General features: G+C 51.6%; 17 protein-coding genes. 5 read left to right on the top strand and 12 right to left on the bottom strand.

Translation table 11 applies throughout. The annotated features are described in order from the left end of the window. Window positions 1-33: 33 nt before the first annotated feature. The gene (locus tag DFR47_RS14100) at window positions 34-1,299 is read right to left on the bottom strand and encodes a lytic murein transglycosylase (RefSeq protein ID WP_374788395.1); all 1,266 of its coding nucleotides are present in this window, start codon (window positions 1,297-1,299) and stop codon (window positions 34-36) included. A gap of 507 nt (window positions 1,300-1,806) precedes the next feature. Between DFR47_RS14100 and galU the strand changes: the two genes are divergently transcribed. Then, window positions 1,807-2,700, top strand: coding sequence for a UTP--glucose-1-phosphate uridylyltransferase GalU (gene galU / locus DFR47_RS14090; protein WP_113945061.1), 894 nt, complete (start codon window positions 1,807-1,809; stop codon window positions 2,698-2,700). Window positions 2,701-2,752: 52 nt separating this feature from the next. Here the strand turns inward: galU and DFR47_RS14085 are convergent, their stop codons facing one another. Next, a complete protein-coding gene (locus tag DFR47_RS14085; protein ID WP_113945060.1) occupies window positions 2,753-4,237 on the bottom strand; it encodes an outer membrane beta-barrel protein in 1,485 nt (494 codons plus the stop codon). A gap of 349 nt (window positions 4,238-4,586) precedes the next feature. Between DFR47_RS14085 and DFR47_RS14080 the strand changes: the two genes are divergently transcribed. Continuing rightward, a complete protein-coding gene (locus DFR47_RS14080) occupies window positions 4,587-5,561 on the top strand; it encodes a KpsF/GutQ family sugar-phosphate isomerase (protein ID WP_245416571.1) in 975 nt (324 codons plus the stop codon). A gap of 48 nt (window positions 5,562-5,609) precedes the next feature. On the opposite strand, the gene DFR47_RS14075 is transcribed toward DFR47_RS14080, so the two are convergent. The 8 genes from DFR47_RS14075 to DFR47_RS14040 form a co-directional block, all read right to left on the bottom strand. After that, window positions 5,610-6,065, bottom strand: a complete 456-nt coding sequence (locus DFR47_RS14075) for an NfeD family protein (RefSeq protein ID WP_113945059.1) — start codon at window positions 6,063-6,065, stop codon at window positions 5,610-5,612. Next, complete coding sequence (locus tag DFR47_RS14070; protein ID WP_113945058.1) at window positions 6,065-7,147, bottom strand: SPFH domain-containing protein; 1,083 nt, start codon at window positions 7,145-7,147, stop codon at window positions 6,065-6,067. Before DFR47_RS14070 ends, DFR47_RS14075 begins: the two co-directional genes overlap by 1 nt. Window positions 7,148-7,201: 54 nt before the next feature. After that, complete coding sequence (gene hemH / locus DFR47_RS14065; protein ID WP_113945057.1) at window positions 7,202-8,248, bottom strand: ferrochelatase; 1,047 nt, start codon at window positions 8,246-8,248, stop codon at window positions 7,202-7,204. Window positions 8,249-8,428: 180 nt separating this feature from the next. Further along, entirely contained in the window at window positions 8,429-10,201 is a 1,773-nt protein-coding gene (locus DFR47_RS14060; RefSeq protein ID WP_113945056.1) for a 5'-nucleotidase C-terminal domain-containing protein, read from the bottom strand. 154 nt (window positions 10,202-10,355) lie between these two features. Beyond that, window positions 10,356-10,736 carry an outer membrane lipoprotein Omp10 gene (gene omp10, locus DFR47_RS14055; RefSeq protein WP_113945055.1) on the bottom strand — a complete coding sequence of 127 codons (381 nt, stop codon included), beginning with the start codon at window positions 10,734-10,736 and terminating at the stop codon, window positions 10,356-10,358. A 210-nt stretch (window positions 10,737-10,946) separates the two neighbouring features. Then, window positions 10,947-11,588: an aminotransferase class IV family protein gene (locus DFR47_RS14050; RefSeq protein ID WP_113945054.1), complete on the bottom strand. Its 642-nt coding sequence runs from the start codon at window positions 11,586-11,588 to the stop codon at window positions 10,947-10,949. A 110-nt stretch (window positions 11,589-11,698) separates the two neighbouring features. Next, window positions 11,699-12,859 carry an aminodeoxychorismate synthase component I gene (locus tag DFR47_RS14045; RefSeq protein ID WP_113945208.1) on the bottom strand — a complete coding sequence of 387 codons (1,161 nt, stop codon included), beginning with the start codon at window positions 12,857-12,859 and terminating at the stop codon, window positions 11,699-11,701. 17 nt (window positions 12,860-12,876) lie between these two features. Continuing rightward, window positions 12,877-14,733, bottom strand: coding sequence for a M3 family oligoendopeptidase (locus tag DFR47_RS14040; RefSeq protein ID WP_113945053.1), 1,857 nt, complete (start codon window positions 14,731-14,733; stop codon window positions 12,877-12,879). A 660-nt stretch (window positions 14,734-15,393) separates the two neighbouring features. Here DFR47_RS14040 and mepK point away from each other — a divergent pair. Continuing rightward, window positions 15,394-17,229, top strand: coding sequence for a peptidoglycan L,D-endopeptidase MepK (mepK, locus tag DFR47_RS14035; RefSeq protein ID WP_113945052.1), 1,836 nt, complete (start codon window positions 15,394-15,396; stop codon window positions 17,227-17,229). Window positions 17,230-17,297: 68 nt separating this feature from the next. Here mepK and DFR47_RS14030 read toward each other — a convergent pair whose 3' ends face one another. After that, a complete protein-coding gene (locus DFR47_RS14030) occupies window positions 17,298-17,936 on the bottom strand; it encodes a 2-dehydro-3-deoxy-phosphogluconate aldolase (RefSeq protein ID WP_113945051.1) in 639 nt (212 codons plus the stop codon). Between the two features lie 52 nt (window positions 17,937-17,988). After that, window positions 17,989-18,612: an N-acetylmuramidase family protein gene (locus DFR47_RS14025; protein ID WP_113945050.1), complete on the bottom strand. Its 624-nt coding sequence runs from the start codon at window positions 18,610-18,612 to the stop codon at window positions 17,989-17,991. A 232-nt stretch (window positions 18,613-18,844) separates the two neighbouring features. Here DFR47_RS14025 and trhO point away from each other — a divergent pair, with 232 nt between their 5' ends. Both trhO and modA read left to right on the top strand, forming a co-directional pair. After that, a complete protein-coding gene (gene trhO / locus DFR47_RS14020) occupies window positions 18,845-19,768 on the top strand; it encodes an oxygen-dependent tRNA uridine(34) hydroxylase TrhO (protein WP_113945049.1) in 924 nt (307 codons plus the stop codon). A 115-nt stretch (window positions 19,769-19,883) separates the two neighbouring features. Continuing rightward, the gene (gene modA / locus DFR47_RS14015) at window positions 19,884-20,639 is read left to right on the top strand and encodes a molybdate ABC transporter substrate-binding protein (RefSeq protein WP_374788394.1); all 756 of its coding nucleotides are present in this window, start codon (window positions 19,884-19,886) and stop codon (window positions 20,637-20,639) included. Window positions 20,640-20,653 lie beyond the last annotated feature (14 nt).

The raw sequence follows: 20,653 nt of genomic DNA, 5'->3' as shown, positions 1-20,653 counted from the left end.
GGCCGGATGAACCGGCCTGAAGATTGTATCCGTTTAGCGGCGGCGTAAGACGCTCAGCACTTCCTTACTCGGGTGGCCGTCGGTTTGCAGCCCGTTGCGCTGCTGGAAAGCTTCAATCGCTTTACGTGAACTGGAGCCGATTTTGCCGTCAATCTTGCCGTCATAATAGCCGAGTGCACGCAAATGGCCTTGCAGTTCTTCACGCTCTTTCATGGTGATCGGGGTGAAAGGACGGTTCCAGTCCTGAACCAGGCCCTGATAACCGGCAACGCGATCGGCCAGAAGACCAACGCCGAGTGCGTATTTATCGGCATTGTTATAGCGTTTGATGACGAAGAAGTTTTTGGTCATCAGGAAGGCAGGGCCGCTGCGTCCGTCCATAACTTTAAGCGTGGCTTTTTCAGCATCGCTCGGGAAAGGACGACCATTGGCACGTACAATGCCAAGACGACGCCAGTCGGCAATGCTCAGACTGCCCGATGGGAACTTACCGGAAGCTGGCAGAACCACTTCATAGCCCCAGGTGCGGCCTGGCTGCCAACCGTTTTTACGCAAAAGATTGGCGGCGGTTGCCAGCGCATCGGGAACGGAATTCCAGATGTCGCGTTTGCCGTTGCCGTCAAAATCAACCGCATAGGCCTGATAGCTGGTCGGGATAAACTGAGTATGTCCCATAGCGCCCGCCCATGAGCCACTGAGATGGCTGCGGTCGATATCACCGGTCTGAAGGATTTTCATCGCGGCAATCAGCTGTGTACGGGCATATTTTGCGCGGCGCTGGTCAGCATAAGCCAGTGTTGCAAGCGAGCGGATCGCATCGCGCATCACATCCGGACGCTGCATCATTTCGCCATAGCCGGTTTCCATCGACCAGATGGCCAGCAGCACGTTTTTGTCGACCCCATATTGCTTTTCAATCGCATTGAGCGCTTTACTATATTTACGCGCCATGGCCTGACCGGTACCGATGGAATGTTCATTGACGCGGTTGTCAATATAATCCCAGACCGGTGAGGTGAATTCAGGCTGATAACGGGCTTTTTGCAGCACTTCCGGATCAATTTCATTCACACCGGCAAAAGCGCGGTCAAATGTGGCCGGAGCAATGCCGCTCTGGAGTGCTACAGGCCGGAAGCCGGAAACCCATTGACGGAATTTTGCGTCTGCAGAAGCATATCCTGTTGAGAGCATGAGCGACAGGGCAACAGCGGAAGCTGTTGTCGCGGCTGTCTTCCACAGGCGGCTACTGAAAATATGGGTTCGAAGCATGCTTTTCTCCCTGAATAAAAACCTTGGCATTTCGTAAACAAACAATATTCTTCAAATATGTCGGGGGCACGAGAATGCGACCAATAGTGAACTGAACACCGGAAATAAAAGTGCTTCACATTTCTTCCGGATACGCTCTAAGTTCATTCTTTATGCCACACGGAAGTTAGCATTTAGTTTACCATGCGATCTCAGAATTAAGAACGGGTAAAAATCCTGTCCGGATTGTGTGAAGGACAATCCGGACAGGCATTCCCTATATCTCTGTAATTCCTGCTTATTCGAAATACTGCATTCCTCATGAACCGGATATGAAGACAATCGGGTATCTATTGCTGCGGTCAAATCCATTAATAATCGCACATGAAATGTGACCGTAAACTTTAGATAATACAGGCTTTTTTCATAGTTTGGTTGTAATGCCTTTTATAAATCGGGTTTGAGCGGCGACTGTTCTACAGCTTCGCCATCTTAAAAATACGACCGGTCAGCCTGATGTTATCATCGGGGTGAAACCGGATAAAAACGGGAAATGACATGAGTTCAGTTAAAAAAATCCGCAAAGCAGTTTTTCCTGTCGCCGGACTGGGGACACGTTTCCTGCCAGCCACAAAATCGGTTCCGAAAGAAATGCTGACTGTCGTCGATAAGCCGGTCATTCAGTATGTGGTTGATGAGGCGCGCGAAGCGGGTATTGAACATCTGATTTTTGTGACCGGCCGTAATAAGGCGGTTATCGAAGATTATTTTGATGCTCAGGTTGAACTTTATACAACACTACAGGAACGCGGTAAGCTCAATGAGCTGAACCATATGCAGGAATTGCAGCCGCAACCCGGCACCACCAGCTTTACCCGTCAGCAGGTGCCGCTGGGATTAGGCCATGCCGTATGGTGTGCCCGCGAAATCGTTGGCAATGAGCCATTTGCACTGCTGTTACCGGATATGGTGATGCAGTCGAAAAAAGGCTGTCTCAAGGAAATGGTTGAGCTTTATGAGCAGACCGGCGGTAATGTGATTGCCGTTCAGGAATGTGATCCGGAAGAAGCGCATAAATATGGTATTGTCGGTAAAGGCAATGCAATCGGCAATGGCTTTGAAATCAATCAGATGGTTGAAAAGCCTGCCAAAGGCACTGCGCCGTCTAATCTTTATATCAATGGCCGTTATATTCTGCAGCCGGAAATCTTTGAACTGCTGAGCAAACAGGAAAAAGGCGCCGGTAATGAAATTCAGCTGACTGATGCCATGCTGAAACTGGCGAAAGAGCAGGAATTCTACGGCTTTAATTATCAGGGCCGTACATTTGACTGCGGTTCCAAGGAAGGCTTTATTCAGGCGAATGTGGCTTTTGCCCTGTGGCGCCATGATATCCGTCCGCTGGTTGAAGTCAGCATTGATGAATTGCTGAAGACAATTAAATTGTCATGATGAAATAAAAAAAGCCGGTCACTGACCGGCTTTTTTATTGTGTTTGGTGTGATCAGCGGCGCAGTTTTACGCCGAGATAGACGCTGTTGCTTTGATAGTCGCGGCTGGCCACATCACTCTTGATAAATTCATGGCGCAATTTACCGTCCACACCGAAGAAGCGGTTGAACCAGTAGGTTGCTCCAGCTTCTGCTCCCATACCGTAATCGGTACCGCTGCCGTCGCGATTGTCACGGACGGATGCATCCAGCCGTGCATTGAGGCTGAGATCTGCACGGATCATGCGGGTGACATTGATATTCGCCAGATAGAGGATAGATGAATTACCGCCAATATCGGGACTGCTGTCGAGATAGGTGCGTAAGCCAAACTGCACATCTGTGCCACGCTGCGGTGACCAGTTCATGGCTGCATCGAGTGACAGACCTCCGGTATCGCGCAGACGGTCATCTTCGCTTCGTGCGCCAATATAACCGACAGAAAACTCGCCATTGAGTTTTTCGCCGCTATTGATCTGTAAACCGGTGCGCAGACCGAGCTGAGTGGCATTTCGATCAAGACCATTATCGTTCTGATAAATGCGGCGACCGACTTCCACTTCCGCAAATGGACGGATAATCGCGCTGACTTCAAAACCGCCGCGCAGGGTCATACTGACATAGGTATTGTTACGGTCGCTCTGATCCAGCTGATCGCCGTTGAAAAGTTTGGCATTGCCATAACGGGTATTATTGACACGTGCGACGGCACGGGCAAAAATCTTACCGATATCGCGCTCAACGCCGGCCTGGGCAGATAAATTGTGTACCAAAGGACGCGTGCGGGCTGCGCTGATGCCGTTCGGATCGGATGCATCTTCACGATTGATCGAATAGCCGAGACCAAAATTCAGCCGTGTGTCATCGCTCATATCCAACCGCAATGCAGCATCAATCTGCCCGCGCGGATTAGAGACATATTGACCGGACAGGTTCTTCTCGAAAATGCCTGTCGCGTCCAAAGTTGCTAAATGGCTTGCCCAGTCTGAGCGTGCATTAAGACGCAATGCGGTTTCAGATAAGACACCGCTACTGCCTGAGGCGCTGTTATCAGCATTGCTGGTGGCGCGGATACCCTGATCGAGTGACGGGCGCAGAATAAAGCTGCCGGCACGAAGCCCCTGCGGCTCAAACGGATCGGCTTCAAAAGGCGCGCGCGGGCGACCGTCAACCGAGCCTTCCGGCAAGTTCTCGCGGCCTTCGCGGGTAGCTCTGTCGCTCTCCGCCGGACCTGTGCGTAAACCACCCATGTCATCGGACAAAGGAATGGTTGCAGTATTGAGGACAGGGGTAGCTGTTGGGGCTGTCGGTTGCTCAATAATACGGCCATTGGCGTCATAAGTAATATTAGCAACATCCGGCAAAGGTTCTGCCGTTACGGTCTGTGCCTGTGATGTGGTGGAAATTGCAAACAGCACAACGCCTGCAAGCAGGGCTGCTGTGTGCAGACCGCGAAGCGTGAGCGGGGTAAAGTGACCCGTATCGGCTGTTTTTTTCATTGTCCTGCCAGAAATGAATCGGAATCAGAAAATGCCTGCACAGGGCAGGCTTAATGACTGACGGTAAATGCTTATGGTTAATACAAGGTTTCTTTTGGTGTAATCGGTTGGGACTATTCAGTTTTTTAGCTTTTGCTTTTTTATTCTGCGTGCATTTTAGCCCGAAAACCTCTTCACACTCTTCAGAGCATGCTTTTGCTTGAGTATGAATGTGCCGGGTTTCGGTGTAAGGACAGGCTGGACAGGCAAGGCGTAAAGTTTTACCTCATAATTCGTTTTGCAGAATGCAGTTCCGGTTTCTATATAGAAGAAGCAATATTTGCCGGATGAATAAAGTGAGAGAAGTCCATTGAGCAATCACAGCCCAGCTATCCGCTCCGCCCTGAATACCATTGCCGTTGAAAAGGCGGGTATGAGCGCGCTTGAAGAGGCGTTACAAAACGGTCTTTCAGAGCCGTTTGAGCGTGCCGTCGCAGCGATTGCCTCGATGAAGGGGCGTGTGGTTGTTACCGGTATCGGCAAAAGCGGTCATATCGGCTCCAAGCTGGCAGCAACTTTTGCTTCAACCGGCACGCCTGCATTTTTTGTTCACGCCGCAGAAGCCAATCACGGCGATCTCGGTATGGTCAGCAACAATGATGTTATTCTGGCGCTGTCCTGGTCCGGTGAAACCGCTGAACTTAAAGGGATTGTCAGCTATTCCCGCCGTTTCAAAGTACCGCTGATTGCGCTGACTTCCGGTGAACATTCCACGCTTGGACGTGAATCTGATGTGCTGCTGCTGCTGCCGAAAGTGGCGGAAGCCTGCCCGCATGGTGTGGCACCGACCACATCCACACTGATGCAGCTGGCTATTGGTGATGCACTGGCACTGGCACTGCTGGAACGACGCGGCTTTACGGCCAGTGATTTCCGCGTGTTCCATCCGGGCGGCTCTTTAGGTGCGAGCCTGTCTCACGTTAAAGATGTTATGCATCGTGGTGATGAACTGCCATTGGTTAAAACCGGCACCCCGATGCCGGAGGCTATGCGTATTCATTCGCATAAGCATTTTGGCTGTGTGATTGTCGAGAATGAAGATGGCACCCTCGCAGGCATTATTACTGATGGTGATCTGACGCGGAATGTTGACCGTCCGATGGCGACACTGAAGGTCGATGATATTATGACCCGCTCACCGAAGACCGTCAGCCCTGATCAGTTGCTGGGCGCTACACTGGCATTGTTGAATGAAGCGCGGATTGGTGCCGTGATTGTGGTTGAAGAAAATCGTCCTGTCGGACTGGTACATTTTCACGACCTGTTGCGTGCCGGTGTTGCGTAAACCGGCACTGCTTCGGATAAAGAAAAAGCGGCTTTTCAGCCGCTTTTTTTATTTCACTTCTTCAACCTGCAATAAGCCGTCGAGATATTTCCGGACAATGATTGTTGTGCCGGCCGGCAAATCCGCGCCGGTTACCCGCCACAATGTGTCATCAAAACGGGCACGGCCATGACCGTTGACAATAGGCTCTTCCAAAGTTGTCCGCATGCCGATCAGTTGATCGGCTCTGCGGTTGAGAAGCGGCTCATCACTGTTTTGTGCCCGTGGATTGAAATATCTGCGCCCGATCAGGACAAAGATCACCGACAAGATCATGAAAAGCAGCAATTGCATTTGCCAGCTTGCTATAAAGCTGAGGCCGGTAAATGCAAACAAGCTGGTTGCCAGAGCGGCGAGGCCGATCCAGATCAGGAAAATACCGGGTGTAACCAGTTCAAGAAACAACAGAAGCAGCCCGAGAATAACCCAGTTCCAGATACCCAATGCTGCGAGCATGTCCGGCATTAGCGTGATCCTGTCGGTGGTACGCGATTACCGATAATGTGGTTAGGAACCGAGACATAATCGGCAGAACCGCTGCGGGTTGTGCCATCATTACGGGCAGGGGCTGCTTTTGCCGGTGCTTTGCGCGGTGCCGCAGATGGTGCAGTCTGTTCACTGCCTGTACCGGAATTGCCGAAAACCTCTTTGGCAATCGCGCCGATACCGCCCAGTGAGCCGATCAGCGATGTGGCTTCAAGCGGCATCATGATAACCTTGTGGTTTTTGGCTGATGCCATTTCAGCGAGCGCATCCGTATATTTCTGCGCTACGAAATAGTTCAGAGCCTGCACGTCACCCTGCGCAATCGCTTCGGATACCATGGTCGTCGCTTTGGCTTCCGCTTCTGCCAGACGTTCGCGGGCTTCCGCCTCACGATAGGCCGCTTCACGCTTACCTTCCGCTTCGAGAATCTGCGACTGTTTCAGACCTTCCGCACGCAGAATCTGCGCATTACGGTCACCTTCTGCTTCCAGAACCTGCGCACGTTTATCGCGCTCGGCTTTCATCTGGCGCGCCATGGAATCAATCAGATCTTTCGGCGGGTTGATGTCTTTAATTTCAACGCGGGTGATCTTGATGCCCCAAGGATGGGCTGCCTGATCCAGCACGCGCAGCAGACGGTCATTGATGGTGTCGCGGTTGGAAAGCAGCTCATCCAGATCCATCGAGCCCATAACGGTACGAATATTGGTCATGGTCAGGTTGAGGATTGCATATTGCAGATCAGAAACCTGATAGGCCGCCTGTGCTGCATTCAGCACCTGAAAGAAAGCCACTGCATCCACCGATGTGGTGGCGTTATCGCGGGTAATCACTTCCTGTGTCGGTACATCAAGCACCTGTTCCATCATGTTGAGGCGTGCGCCGACGCGATCGAAAAACGGGACGATCATGTTAAGACCCGGCGACAAAGTGCGGGTGTAACGGCCAAAACGCTCAACAGTAAAATTGGAACCCTGAGGCACAATTTTAATACCGGCATACAGTGTAAGAATAACCACTGCGGCTAAAATCAACAGGGCAAGATTTGCTCCGAATTCCATTCTGGTTCCTTTTTAATCGGCCGGAAAATATAATGGCGGTATTTTAAAAATGCCTCAGACCCAGCCCTGCAATTCGCGGCGCACGAGATCTTCGATAACGCGCATACCAAGGTCAGTATCGTTGAGGCACGGAATGTGACTGAAGTTTTCACCGCCGTTTTCGTGGAATGCTTCGGCGGCTTCGTTACCGATCTCATCCACGGTTTCAAGGCAATCTGCAACAAAGCCCGGATTGAAAACGGCGACAGATTTAATGCCGTTTTTCGGCATGTCTTCGATGGTTTTATCTGTATAAGGCTGCAGCCATTCCTCAGGACCAAAACGAGACTGGAAGGTGCTGATCAGCTTGTTCTCATCCCAGCCGAGGCGAGCGCGTAGCAGACGTGTGGTTTCAAGACACTGTTGCGGATACGGATCACCGCGGCGTGCATAGCTTTGGGGAATACCGTGATAGGATGCTACCACCACCTGTGGCTCGAAATCGAGCTTGGCGAGATGTTCCTCAATCGAACGTGCCAGCGCGTCAATATAGACCGGCTCATGCTGATAGGACGGCACGGTGCGAACAGCAGGCATAAAACGCAGCTTGTTCAGCGCATCATTGAGCTTTTCAATCACGCTGCCGGTCGTTGAGGAGGAATATTGCGGATAGAGCGGGAAGGCGACAATACGGGTACAACCCTGTTCGCGCAGGCGTGTCAGCACATCTTCAATCGATGGCTGACCATAGCGCATAGCCCAGTCCACGACCACATTGCCGAGATCGGACAGGCGTGTGCCGAGCTGATCACTCTGTGAGCGCGTATAGGTGCGCAACGGCGATTCATTACGCTCGCGATTCCAGATGCGATCATAAAGGGCACCGGATTTTTTAGGGCGTGTATTGAGCACAATGCCGAACAGGATCGGATACCAGATTGCTTTCGGCCATTCGATTACGCGGGAGTCCATCAGAAATTCACGCAAATAGCGGCGCATAGATGTGCGGTCAGTGCCATCAGGGGTACCCAGATTGATCAGCATAACGCCCGTTTTTTCAAGCACAGGTTTTGCTTGCACCGGCTGGGCGATCGCGGATTGGCTCATCACATCATCATGCATGTTTTTGTCTCTATCCTGATGAGGCAACTTCCTGTTGTGCCGGTGCCAGACTTGTCCGGAGACTGTCAGAATTCCGGATCAACGAAAGCTGCCGAATAAATTTTACCTATCATAACAGTATTCTGTCCGGCATGGCCAGAATATAACTATAATATGAGAACAGAACTCAAATTATAATTGTTAAGGTGAAGCAGGAGCGCCGGTTTTCAAACTTGCACCAACCGGCAGGTGGCGGGGTTTATAATGCCGGTTCTGCTGAAACAGTTGTTTCCATTTCATGCCGTTACCATAAAGCGCTTCGGCAATTGACCAGTAACTGTCACCCTTTTTGATGACATAGGTTGTTGTAACTTTCGACTCCGGTCGTTTGGCGGGTTGTTGGACTTCACCGGAATAAGGTGAATGTGCCTGTAAATACTCCGCAACAACCTGATCCAGCGCGGGGCCGTAATCATAAGCCTTTTCAGCTTTCTCAGCGATCATCGTATAGCCGTCGCCGCCGGTGCGCAGATAATCGGTTGCAGCAATGCCGTAAAACCTATTGTCATCCAGAGACTGCCAGTTTTTATCGGCGTTCTGTATTTCAACTGTGCCGATGCGCTGCCCCGCAGGTTTGGCGATATCGGTTGTAAATTTAATGCCGGAGACCTGCGGATAACGGCCGCTACCTTTTTCGATCTGGCTGACACCGTTTTCCAGTGCTGCGCGTAAATCACTGCCTTTGATCTGGAAGGTTGCTACCGTATTCTGGAATGGCAATACGACAAGCACATCGCCCATTGTGACTTCACCGGCCTTGATGGATGCGCGCAACGCACCGCCATTAATCAATGCGGCAGTAATCCCCTGATCGCGGACACGATCCAGCATGGCATTGGTCACCAGATCGCCCATCGGGCATTGCTGCGTGCGGCAGCTGACAGCGGAACCATCAATCAGCTTGGCGGTTTCTGCAACGCGCCGGTTTTTCAGCTCTTCAATCGGCTTGGCCATTTCTGCAATGCGCTGTGCCAATTGTTCATCCGGTTTGATCGAGGCATCAAGGCGCAGCGGTGAGCCGGAGGCGGTTTTGAGATTGCCCTCATCATCAAAATTCAGCACCAGCCTGCCCAGATATTGCGTATAGGCATAAGCCGTAACGACGGGCACCATTTTACCGGACGGATTTTTGACCAGAGTAGGGTAAGGGCCGGAAGCACGTGCATTGTCGCCAAGCAATGTATGGCTGTGTCCGCCGACAATAGCATCCAGATCATCCAGCTCTGCCGCCAGTTGCTGATCCACATCATAGCCCAGATGGGTGAGGGCGATGATCTTGGTGACGCCCTGCTGTTTCAGCTCAGGGATTGTGCGTTGCAGTGTCTCTTTGGCATCGAGAAAGCGCATATCTTTACCGGGGCGGGCAATTGCCACGGTATCCGGTGTCGTCAGGCCGATGATGCCGATTTTTTCACCGCCAACAGTTTTAATCAGATAAGGCGCAAATTTGCCATGTATAGGCGAGGTGGCAGTGCTTTCAATATTGGCTGACAGAACCGGTATCCGGATATCATTCAGAAAAGGCACCAGCCCTTCTTGCCCGAGATCGAACTCGTGATTGCCGAGCGCCATGGCATCATAGCCGATGGCATTCATGAACTCGGCATTGTCCGTTCCTTTATAGGTGGTGAAAAACAGCGAGCCTTGAAACTGATCACCGGCATCCAGCACCAGCACATTGTCTGTCTTGGCGCGTTCTGTATCAATGGCCGCCTTCAACCGTGCCATACCGCCGAAACATTGTTGTTCCGCACTCTCTTTGGCTGAGCAGGTCGCGTCATATTTATTGACCTCCTCAATACGTGAATGCGTATCATTGGTGTGGAGGATGGTCAGGGTGTAATCAGCATAGGCGGGCAGGGACAAAACGGCGAGGCTTGCGCTGCAAAACAGGATTTTAAACAGTCCGGACATGGTTCTCTCCGCTGACAGATCATTCAAAATAGCACGATAATATGACGAATGCTCTTTGCATCTCCCAATTTCTGGTGGCGGCAATATTGAGAGACCGGAATGCAAAACGCCCGCAGCGTGCTGCGGGCGTCTCTCAAATTCAAAGCGCAGTGGTTCAGGCTTTGCGTGTCAGCGAGAATTGCGAACCTGTGGAGGTGGTGCAATTGAGCTGCGACTGGGTTACCTGCGCACAATTGACTTTGGACGTGGTGCCGCGAACGATCGAACGCATGTCAATTTCTACCAGACGTGGTGACAGGTAACGGTAATTACCTTCTGCCAGCTTTTCATTGGTGTCTGTTGTACGGGTTTCGAAAATGCCGCCGTTGAAATTGGACGTAATGCCGTTAGCATCTACCCAGCCACCATCAATACCGGCATTGGCCGGACGGGTCGGAACATTGTTGCCGCCGCCATCATTGATCGGGCCATAAGTTGTACAGGCGGCGAGGGTGGCAGCCAAACAAAGGGATGCGGCCGTGCGGAATGTTTTCATAAGCGAGCTCTCCCGGGATTCTGCAAAATTTTTATACCAATTTGATGTATGGAATTACTGCTAAATACAAGAGCATTATAGGTTTCTTAACCATCAAGAGCCTTGTATCTGTTGCTTTTTTACCTCACATCTTGGTGACTGGTCGTGTTCGGACGTGTTTTTCAAGGCGCAATCTGGGCTGTAAGCATGGCATTTTAACGTCGGTTGCGATCAGGTTTGTGCGGCAAGCCGTGCTGGAATCATACCGCGCAGAGCGTTCCCGACAAAAATCTTTTTGGCATTTTGCAAATCCTGCAGGGTGAGGATTGCAGTCTTGGCCGTGCCGGTTTGCAATAATTCCTGCCGCAGAACGCCATTGAGCAAACCGCATTGCAAAGGCGGCGTCAGTAATTGACCATCACCCATATCAACGAAAAGCGAGGTGATAGTGCCCTCGCATAGCTCGTCTTTTTCATTGAGAAGCAGGACTTCATCCGCCTGCATTGGCGTGAACTCAGCCCGGGCGGCCTCGTAAATTGCGCGGCGGGTGGTTTTATGACGGAGCAACGGATCAACACTGTTGAGCCGTGTTTTCGCAATGGCCACAACCCAGTGCGTATCGGCGCTCAAGGGCTGGAACGGGGCTGTAATGATCTCCGTTTTGCCGTCTGCGGTTAAGCAAAGCCGGACACGCAAGGCCTGATCGCCGGTGCTATGTGCTTGTAATTTTGTACGGATAGCATCTGCATCGCAGATAAAGCCGAGTTCTTTTGCCGAAGATTGCAGGCGCTGCAAATGTTGCTCTAAACGCAAAAAGCCATTGGCAGACTCAACGCGTAAAGTTTCGATCAGGCCAAAATCAGGTTTTCGCATGTCAGAGCATTTCCAGTTTAAATTGAATCATTAGAAATGCTCTGTCTCTTTGTTTTACGCGCATCTTTTCCGAAAACCGCTTCACACTTTTCGGGATGCGCTCTCGTCTTTCAGGTGCCGGAAACAGGACTGTCACCGGTCGCGTAACGGGCTTTCAGCAGACATTCAGCATATTCAGCTTCGGCCGTTGAATCATAGACCACGCCGCCACCAACATTGAGAACGGCTTCTCCGTTAGGATAAAGCGACAGCGTACGGATGGCGACGTTGAAACGCATTTCGCCTGATGGGGCGATCCAGCCGATGGAGCCGCAATACATATCCCGTGCTTGTTGTTCCAGCGCATGCAGGATTGTCATCGCGCTGATTTTCGGTGCACCAGTAATGGAACCGCAGGGGAATAATGCTGCAAAAATCTGTCGCAGTGTGAGATCGGGCAACAGCTTGGCCCTCACATGGCTAACCATTTGATGCACGGTCGGATAACGTTCGACATGGAACAGTTTAGGGACTGAGAGGCTGCCGACTTCGCTAATCAGAGAAATGTCGTTACGCAGCAGATCTACGATCATGCGGTTCTCTGCCTGACTTTTTTCGTCATGGATCAGGAAATCACGCAAGGCATCATCTTCTTGTGGTGTTGCTCCGCGTGGTGTGGTGCCTTTCATCGGATGGGTTTCAATCCAGCCGTCTTTATCGACTTCGAAAAACAGTTCCGGTGAGCGCGACAGGATAAGCGGTGCCTTGTCCTGTGATGTCAGATGAACAAATGCACTATAGCGCACCGGCTGGCGCTTGCTGAGGTTGTTAAACAGGGCTTCCGGCGCGCCATGATACTGTGCTGTGATCGGAAAGGTCAGGTTGCCCTGATAGCAATCGCCTTCGCGTAAATGACGGTGCAGGCGATCAAAGCGCTGCTGATAATCGCTCTGTGACCAACCGGCATGGAAGTTTGAGAGGCCGGCATTGGTGTCTTTGGGTTGCGTGTCAGCAGATATAGTCGCGGGTGGCTCACTGAAAACGCCAAAGCAGATCAGCGGCACACGGCGTTGCTCCGGCAACAGCGCTGCCAGTTTTGGCTCCAGTAAGAAACCTGCTTCATAGCTGAAATAGCCCGCAAGCCATTTTCCCTGACGGCGTGCGGTTTCCAGCGCAGCAAACCCCACTTCAAAATCTGAAGCCTGCTCGATGATGATCAGTTGCTCGGGATTGTTGAACAGCTGCGAGTGCTGTTCAACATCATCACGAAACAGGATAGTGCCTTCAGAGATGTGCGGGATCACTGTGATCAGTCTTCCATCGCTTCCAGCTCATCGATCATGCCTTCAATGACCGACAGACCCTGCTGCCAGAAAGCCGGATCAGATGCATCGAGACCAAATGGTGCCAGCAGCTCTTTATGATGGCGTGTACCACCGGCTTTCAGCATATCGAAATATTTGTCCTGAAAACCTTCAGGGCTGTTCTGGTACACTGCATAGAGCGAGTTAACGAGGCAATCACCGAATGCATAGGCATAGACATAGAACGGTGAATGGATGAAATGCGGAATATATGTCCAGAAGCTCTCATAGCCCGGATTGAGGCGGATTGCCGGTCCAAGACTTGAGCGCTGCACTTCCATCCAGATTTCACCAATCTGCTCGGCTGTCAGCTCGCCGTTTTTGCGCTCGGTATGCACTTTGCGTTCAAACTCATAGAATGCGATCTGGCGCACAACCGTGTTGATCATGTCTTCGGTTTTTTGTGCCAGCATCGCTTTGCGCTCACGCTTGTCCTTGGCTTTTGCAAGCAGCGACTGGAAGGTGAGCATCTCACCGAAAACCGATGCAGTTTCTGCCAAAGTCAGCGGTGTGGATGCCATCAGCGCACCTTGTTTGGCCGCCAGAACCTGATGCACGCCATGACCCAGCTCATGGGCGAGGGTCATGACATCGCGCGGCTTACCGAGATAGTTGAGCAGCACATAAGGATGTGCGGAAGGCACGGTCGGATGTGCAAAAGCACCCGGTGCTTTACCCGCACGGCTTGGGGCATCAATCCAGTTCTTGTCAAAGAAATCGCGGGCGATATCGGCCATCTCCGGGGCGAAGCCTGCATAAGCATCAAGCACAGTCGCTTTGGCTTCATCCCAGCCGATCGTCGCCTGTGAACTCTCCGGCAGCGGTGCATTGCGATCCCAGTTGTCGAGCTGCTCAAGACCAAGCCATTTGGCTTTCAGCGCATAATAGCGGTGGGAAATACGCGGATAAGCAGCATTGACCGCACTGGCCAGTGCGTCGACAACTTCGCGTTCGACGCGATTGGCAAGGTGGCGGCTGTCAGCAATATCTTCAAAGCCGCGCCAGCGATCGGAGATTTCCTTATCCTTGGCCAGCGTATTGGTGATCAGGGTAAAGAGACGCAGATTTTCGCCAAAGGTTTTGGAAAGCGCTTCCGATGCTTTTTTACGGGTTGCGCCATCGGCATCCTGCAGCATGGACAGTACCGGCTCAATCGGCAGCGCTTCACTGTCGATTGTAAAGCGCAAACCACTCATCGTTTCATCAAACAGACGGTTCCATGCGCCAAAACCGGTGACGGATTTTTCGTGGAACAATGCTTCGGTCTTGTCATCCAGCTGATAAGGCTTGTCTTTACGCAGATCGACCAGCCATGGCTTGTAATGACCAATGGCCGGATTATCGGCGATGGCCTTATCAAGCAGGGTATCATCAATACGGTTCAGTTCCAGTGAGAAGAAGATCAGATGGCTGCTCGCATCCGTCAGTTTCTGCTGTACGTCACCATAAAGCTTGGCGTTGGCAGCACTGGATGTATCATCGGCATAGAGCAGGCCCGTATAGGAATAGATGCGCCCCATCAGTTCTTCGAGCTGTTCGAATTCTTTGATAGCATTGGCGAAGTCACCGCCTTGTGCTTTGGAAACCTCGGCTTCCAGATTGCCTTTCCATTTTGTCTCAAAGGCAACGGCTTGCTCCGCAGAGATTTTAAGGTCACGTGCGAGCTCAGGGCTGTCCGGTGCAGGGTAAAGATCGGTGAGGTTCCAGCGTGGCAGATTGCTCAGATCCGTTGATGCTGCTGCCTGTGCCTGCGGCGCATCAGCGGGCATACGGAGAAGTTCTGCTTGGTTGCGTAAATTCATAGCGGTTCAACCTCATACGATTCTTTTCATTGCTGATGACTATATAGGACGTTCCCGCGCAGATTTCATATGTCTAAGCAGTGTGAAAATTGCGGGTGAAAATGCAGGTGTGGGTTTGCCGCTTTTGTTAATGTGAGCCCGCAAATCAGTGTCCGAGCAGAGGTTGATTTGGGCTTTTTCCGTTTGATGCGACGGAAAAACGGATTTGGTTCCCGAAATTACGACATTTATCCCATCACATTGCGTTACATATATGAAATAAAGTGAGGAAATTTGTGCGAAAATTTCCGGACCAAGGCCGGTTATATCTCTGAAATATTATGTAAATTTTCGGATATTAAAAAGAAATTTTTAGCAAGGGCAAGATAAGTCGTGCTCATCGAGCGCTTATGAAAAATGAACATTTTCAACTGGATGGTGCATATATGCAACATTCATGGCGGGGTTAATGTTTCGCGGGTGATTTGCGTGCATTTTAAAATTAGTGCACGCTAAGATTGAAATTTCTGTTCATTAACTCTTTACCATGATGGAAAGTGCTTCCGAAATAGGTTTTTTTCGTCATGGTGAAAACTCATTGTCTGTTCAATAAGTGTCTATTAACCATTAAATCCGATATTCGTCTGAATAGCGTGACTGTAAACGGTAAGGCATTCGAAATTGAAAAACAGCAAAACATCTAAACTGGCAGGCTGGGCGAGCAGAGTTGTTAAACTCAGCGTGCAGCTGGCTCTTGTTTTCACGGCTGTTACAGCTTTCGCACCGTCACAGGCTGCAGCCGAAACCCGTACGTTGAAGCTGCATTTTGTGCATACCGGTGAACGTGCCGAAATTACTTTCAAGAAAAACGGCAAATATCTGCCGGATGGTTTGAAGAAACTGAATGTCTTCCTGCGTGACTGGCGCCGTAATGAGCCGACCAAGATGGATCCGCGTTTGTTCGATCTGGTTTGGCAGGTTTATCAGACCGCCGGTGGCCGTGATTATATTACAGTCGTATCCGCTTACCGTTCTCCGGCGACCAACTCTATGTTGCGCTCGCGCACACGCGGCGTTGCCAAAAGCAGTCAGCATACGCTTGGTAAAGCGATGGACTTTTATATTCCGGGTGTGCCGCTGAAAAAATTGCGTGATACGGCGCTGCGTTATCAGATTGGTGGCGTAGGCTATTATCCGACTTCGGGTTCGCCATTCGTGCATCTTGATGTGGGCAGTGTGCGCCATTGGCCGCGCCTGAGCCGCCGCGAGCTGCTGGCCGTGTTCCCGGATGGTAAGACAATTCACGTACCAACTGATGGTAAGCCATTACCGGGTTATCAACAGGCACTTGCTGCTTATGAAGCGCGCAAGGCAAGCGGCGGTACGATCCAGATGGCTTCTGCCAAGCCGAAGAGCAAATCCTTGTTTGGTATGCTGTTTGGCGGTGGTGCAGATGAAGAAGAAGATAATGGTGAGAGCACCGGCCGTGCAGTGGCGAATGCCCGTCCTGCACGCAATGCACCTGCAGCAGCTGTGCCCGCTCGTCAGGCTCCGGTTCCTGCCGTACCAAATCGCACAACGCAGCCTGAACCAGAGCAGGAAACTGTGATTGCTGCTCTGCCGGCCCGTAATGCGCCATTGCCAATGAATGCGCCGCGTCCTGCTGCCGGAGTTGAAATGACACCGGATGCAGAAGCAGCGATGGCGTTTGCTGTGCCTTTGCCAACCAAGCGCCCGCAAACGGAAGCGGAAGTGCTGATGGCGATGACACCTCCGCCGCCGAATACGCTGGAAGCGCAGGCTTTTGCCGGTGCTTCGGGTGCGCCTTCCGCTCCTGCACAACCGGCTAATGACCAGATTGCTGCGCTGGTTGCGGCAGATGCAGGTAATACGAATACTAATGCCATGCTGAGCGGTTATGTGCCGGTTCCGGTACAGCGCCCGCAGGCTGCTGGTCAGGCAATCAATACAGTGCTCGCATCGGCTGCGATTCCTGCGAGCCGTCCGGAGCCAGTTGCTGAACCGTCAGTGGCTCGTGCAAATGCCGGACAGGATGTCATTGCGGATCTCCTGAGCAATAATGAACATGTGGCCGCAATTCCGGCTCCGCGCCCGCAGGCACAGGAACAGCAGGTTGCTATGGTCATGCCGCAGGATGTACGCGGTGGTAAATCCGGACGCAATCCGGCTGCTAACGCCGAGAGCAATGCTGTAAGCGGTGAAGCTGTGCGCACAACGGCAAAAGCCGGTCGTTCAGACCGTGCGAATGCCAAAGCTGCAGCCAATGCTGTTCTCCAGCCTGCTGATGCAGCAACAGATGCGGTAATTTCGAATGAACCGGTCGCCAAAGTTGTGCCAGTATCCAATCCGGTACTGCGTAATGATGCGATGCGTCAGGCACCAACCGTTGTTTATACAGCCGGTTTCCAGAAAGACCTTCCTGCCGATAATGCACATCGCTTTACAGGCAATGCGGTGACTTTCATTCCAATTGCTAAATTCTCTAAAGTGAACTGATCTCTGTAGAGGGATAACAAAAAGGGGGCGAAAGCCCCCTTTTTTATGTTCTGATTTGAAAAGTAAATTCAGCCTTTAAGCGCTGACGCCGCTGCTGCAAGTGTAGTAATTTCATCCCACTTGCCATCATTTACCAATTCTTTTGGTGCAATCCATGAGCCGCCGATGCACAGCACATTCGGAAGCTGCAGGTAGCTCATTGCATTGCTGAGGCTGATGCCGCCGGTCGGGCAGAAAAATGTGCCTGCAAGCGGGGAGGACAGGGCTTTGAGATAAGGCGCGCCGCCTGCCTGTTCAGCAGGGAAGAATTTGACATGGGTGTAACCGCGCTCGCGCAAGCTCATCACTTCGCTGGCAGTGGCGCAACCAGGCAGTAGGGGAATGCTGCTTTGGTCTGCTGCATCGAGAATGGCATCGGTCACGCCGGGGCTGACGATAAACTGCGATCCGGCACGCACGGCCTGTTCATAGTGTGAAGCATTGAGAATCGTGCCTGCGCCGACAATGGCTTCCGGTACTTCCTCTGCCACGGCACGAATTGCATCTAGCGCTGCTGTTGTGCGCAGGGTGATTTCGATGGCAGGCAGGCCGCCTTTGGCCAAAGCGCGCGCAAGTGGCACGGCGTCCTTTGCTTTGTCGATCAACAGAACCGGAATGACGGTTTGCCCTGTCATGACAGGAATAAGCTTTTCAGTTTTCTGCGACATCTCACCCTCACGATTGTTTTATAATCGATTTAACGGGCGAGTGTGAATTTGTCTATGCTCTTAACAGGGCAGAGGGAGAGAAGGGCGGAAACAATGGCTGATAAAGCGCATAGGCCTGCGCGAGTTTGCGGTCATATTGGTTTTTCGCATAAAGCGGGCCGTTATAATTATAGGCGATTTTCTGCCACTCGTGATTGTTCAGTGCGTCGCGTAGATTGCTGTAGATGAGGAAACGGCTCATCAGTTCAATTTGCTGCTGGACAGAACTGCACACAGTATCAACCATGTCGCTGACTGAGGCGTAGCCCAACCAGTGCCAATTAGCACCCATCACTTGCCCGATACCCCAGGACGTGGATTCATAAGCTGCATCGCGGTTAATTTGCGTGGCTTGCTGTAAGAGTTTCCAGCGTGCGGCCTGTGTCGCAGGGTTGCGAATGGCTCCGGCTTTGGGGGAGGAGAGTTTTAACGCTCTCGCTTGCGCCTGATCTGCTGGGCTGAGACGCTTGTCAAAATAATGACCTTCAAAACGGATCAGGGGTTCGTCACGGCCATTGATGCGGGTTGTAGTTATCCCGCCGCTTTCTGTTTGGGCAATGGCGGCGAGTGCTGCGGCATCGAGATTATGCTCATGCCCTGCCTTGAGAAACAGCTCTCTGATATCTGCATCGAACATTGCCATATCTCCTGAAACAAAACCGCTGTGAATTTGCCATGCCCGTTCAGGGCGGGGATAGATATCTCTTGTGCAGGCAAAATCCGGTCATGATCTTGAAATCCGCTTAAAGCGGGTTTAGAGCACACAAAGACAAATTCGTTTGTTTTCGGCTGTCTGACAAGTTTCGAAATTGTCAGGCGGAATATCACGGCAGCGCCTTTGCGAGGCGACCAGCTATTGAGGTCTATTTATGTGTGAAGCACATTTCACTGTTGCTGCGCTTTATTGTTTTGCGCGTTTTCCGGATTTTGAAGCCTATCAGGCTCCGCTGACTGAACTTTGCGACCAGAATGGTATCAAAGGAACTTTGCTGCTGGCTGCAGAAGGTTTGAACGGCACTGTTGCCGGAACCCAGTCCGGCATCGCCGCGCTGATTGCTTTTATTGAAGCCATTCCTGCCTTGCGCGAGCAGAATATTGAATTGAAATATTCGACAGCTAGCCAGATGCCATTCAACCGCATGAAAGTCCGTCTCAAGAAAGAGATCGTGACGATGGGTGTGGAAGGCATTGATCCGTTGCAGAGCGTCGGCGCCTATGTGCAGCCGGAAGATTGGAATGCACTGATTGACGATGAGAATACCATTCTTATCGATACACGTAATGACTATGAATATGCCATCGGCACTTTCAAAGGTGCGATTGACCCGAAGACCAAGACATTCCGCGAGTTTCCGCAATGGGTTGAAGATCATCGCGGTGATCTGGAAGGCAAGAAAATTGCCATGTTCTGTACTGGTGGTATCCGTTGCGAAAAGGCCACCGCTTTCGTGAAGGGCTTAGGCTTCGATGATGTCTACCACCTCAAAGGCGGTATTCTGAAATATCTCGAAGATATGCCGGCGGAGGATACACGCTGGGAAGGCGAATGCTTTGTGTTTGATGAGCGCGTTTCCGTTGGTCACGGACTGGTGGAAGGTGATGTGCAACTGTGCCGCGCCTGCCGCAATCCGGTGACTCCGGAAGGCAAATTGTCTCAGTTCTACGAAGAAGGTATTTCCTGCGACAGCTGCTACCATGAGCGTAGCGATGCTGACCGCGCCCGCTATGCCGAGCGCCAGCGTCAGGTATTGCTGGCGAAAGAGCGTGGTGCCAAGCAGCATATAGGTGACTGATTTCACGTCGGCTCAGATTTTTTTATCAAAGGCTCTCCCTCCGGAGGGCCTTTTTTATTGCTTGATGCATGGGATAGGACACGTTATGCATGAAGAAATATAATGATTGAAAATATTGAGGGATGTCATGATCAGATTTGTTGTTGCGCTTGGCCTGCTGGCCGGTACTGCCCTGCCAACTTTTGCGGCAGAGAAAATTGTTGTTTTCGCTGCGGCCAGCATGAAAGACGTGATTGATACGGCGGCAGAAAAATTTAAAGCCGAAAACGGTTCGGAAGTGACCGCGTCCTATGCGTCTTCTTCGGTGCTGGCAAAGCAGATCGAAGCCGGTGCGCCTGCCGGTATTTTCATCTCAGCGGATCTCGACTGGATGGACTATGTGCAGGAGCGCAAGCTGATCGATAATGACAGCCGCGCTGTGATTGCCGGTAATGCACTGGTTATCGCCGGTGCCAAGGATGCAAAACCTGCGGAAGCTGCTGAAATTCTGAAAGCCGGTCGTTTCTCGATGGGCGACCCTTCCAATGTGCCTGCCGGTAAATATGGCAAGGCTGCTTTGGAAAAGCTCGGCATCTGGGGTGATGTTTCTGCCAATGCTGTTTTCGCGGAAAATGTGCGTGTTGCACTGCAATATGTTTCCCGTGGCGAAGTGAATGCCGGTATTGTCTATGCGTCTGACCGCGCGCAGGTGCCGGAACTGACAGAAGTTTACCGCTTCCCTGCTTCCAGCCACGCGCCAATCCTGTATCCGGCAGCGCTGGTCGGTACACCTGACGAAAATGCGAAGGCCTTTTTGGCATTCCTGCGCAGTGATGCCGGACAGGCAATCATTGCCGATAAAGGCTTTGTGCCTGCGGCCGATGCGAAATAAAGCATTGGTTTGAT

The sequence above is a fragment of the Pseudochrobactrum asaccharolyticum genome, assembly GCF_003314995.1.
GTDB lineage: Bacteria > Pseudomonadota > Alphaproteobacteria > Rhizobiales > Rhizobiaceae > Pseudochrobactrum > Pseudochrobactrum asaccharolyticum.
The sequence above is the reverse complement of the archived record's forward strand: the minus strand, read 5'-3'. Positions and strand labels throughout refer to the sequence as shown.

Bases quoted from the DNA above. Each gene is read 5' to 3' on its own strand.
- DFR47_RS14100 (WP_374788395.1), bottom strand. From the start codon at position 1,299: ATGCCAAGGTTTTTATTCAGGGAGAAAAGCATGCTTCGAACCCATATT.
- galU (WP_113945061.1), top strand. From the start codon at position 1,807: ATGAGTTCAGTTAAAAAAATCCGCAAAGCAGTTTTTCCTGTCGCCGGA.
- DFR47_RS14085 (WP_113945060.1), bottom strand. From the start codon at position 4,237: ATGAAAAAAACAGCCGATACGGGTCACTTTACCCCGCTCACGCTTCGC.
- DFR47_RS14075 (WP_113945059.1), bottom strand. From the start codon at position 6,065: ATGCCGGACATGCTCGCAGCATTGGGTATCTGGAACTGGGTTATTCTC.
- DFR47_RS14070 (WP_113945058.1), bottom strand. From the start codon at position 7,147: ATGGAATTCGGAGCAAATCTTGCCCTGTTGATTTTAGCCGCAGTGGTT.
- hemH (WP_113945057.1), bottom strand. From the start codon at position 8,248: ATGCATGATGATGTGATGAGCCAATCCGCGATCGCCCAGCCGGTGCAA.
- DFR47_RS14060 (WP_113945056.1), bottom strand. From the start codon at position 10,201: ATGTCCGGACTGTTTAAAATCCTGTTTTGCAGCGCAAGCCTCGCCGTT.
- omp10 (WP_113945055.1), bottom strand. From the start codon at position 10,736: ATGAAAACATTCCGCACGGCCGCATCCCTTTGTTTGGCTGCCACCCTC.
- DFR47_RS14050 (WP_113945054.1), bottom strand. From the start codon at position 11,588: ATGCGAAAACCTGATTTTGGCCTGATCGAAACTTTACGCGTTGAGTCT.
- DFR47_RS14040 (WP_113945053.1), bottom strand. From the start codon at position 14,733: ATGAATTTACGCAACCAAGCAGAACTTCTCCGTATGCCCGCTGATGCG.
- DFR47_RS14030 (WP_113945051.1), bottom strand. From the start codon at position 17,936: ATGTCGCAGAAAACTGAAAAGCTTATTCCTGTCATGACAGGGCAAACC.
- DFR47_RS14025 (WP_113945050.1), bottom strand. From the start codon at position 18,612: ATGTTCGATGCAGATATCAGAGAGCTGTTTCTCAAGGCAGGGCATGAG.
- trhO (WP_113945049.1), top strand. From the start codon at position 18,845: ATGTGTGAAGCACATTTCACTGTTGCTGCGCTTTATTGTTTTGCGCGT.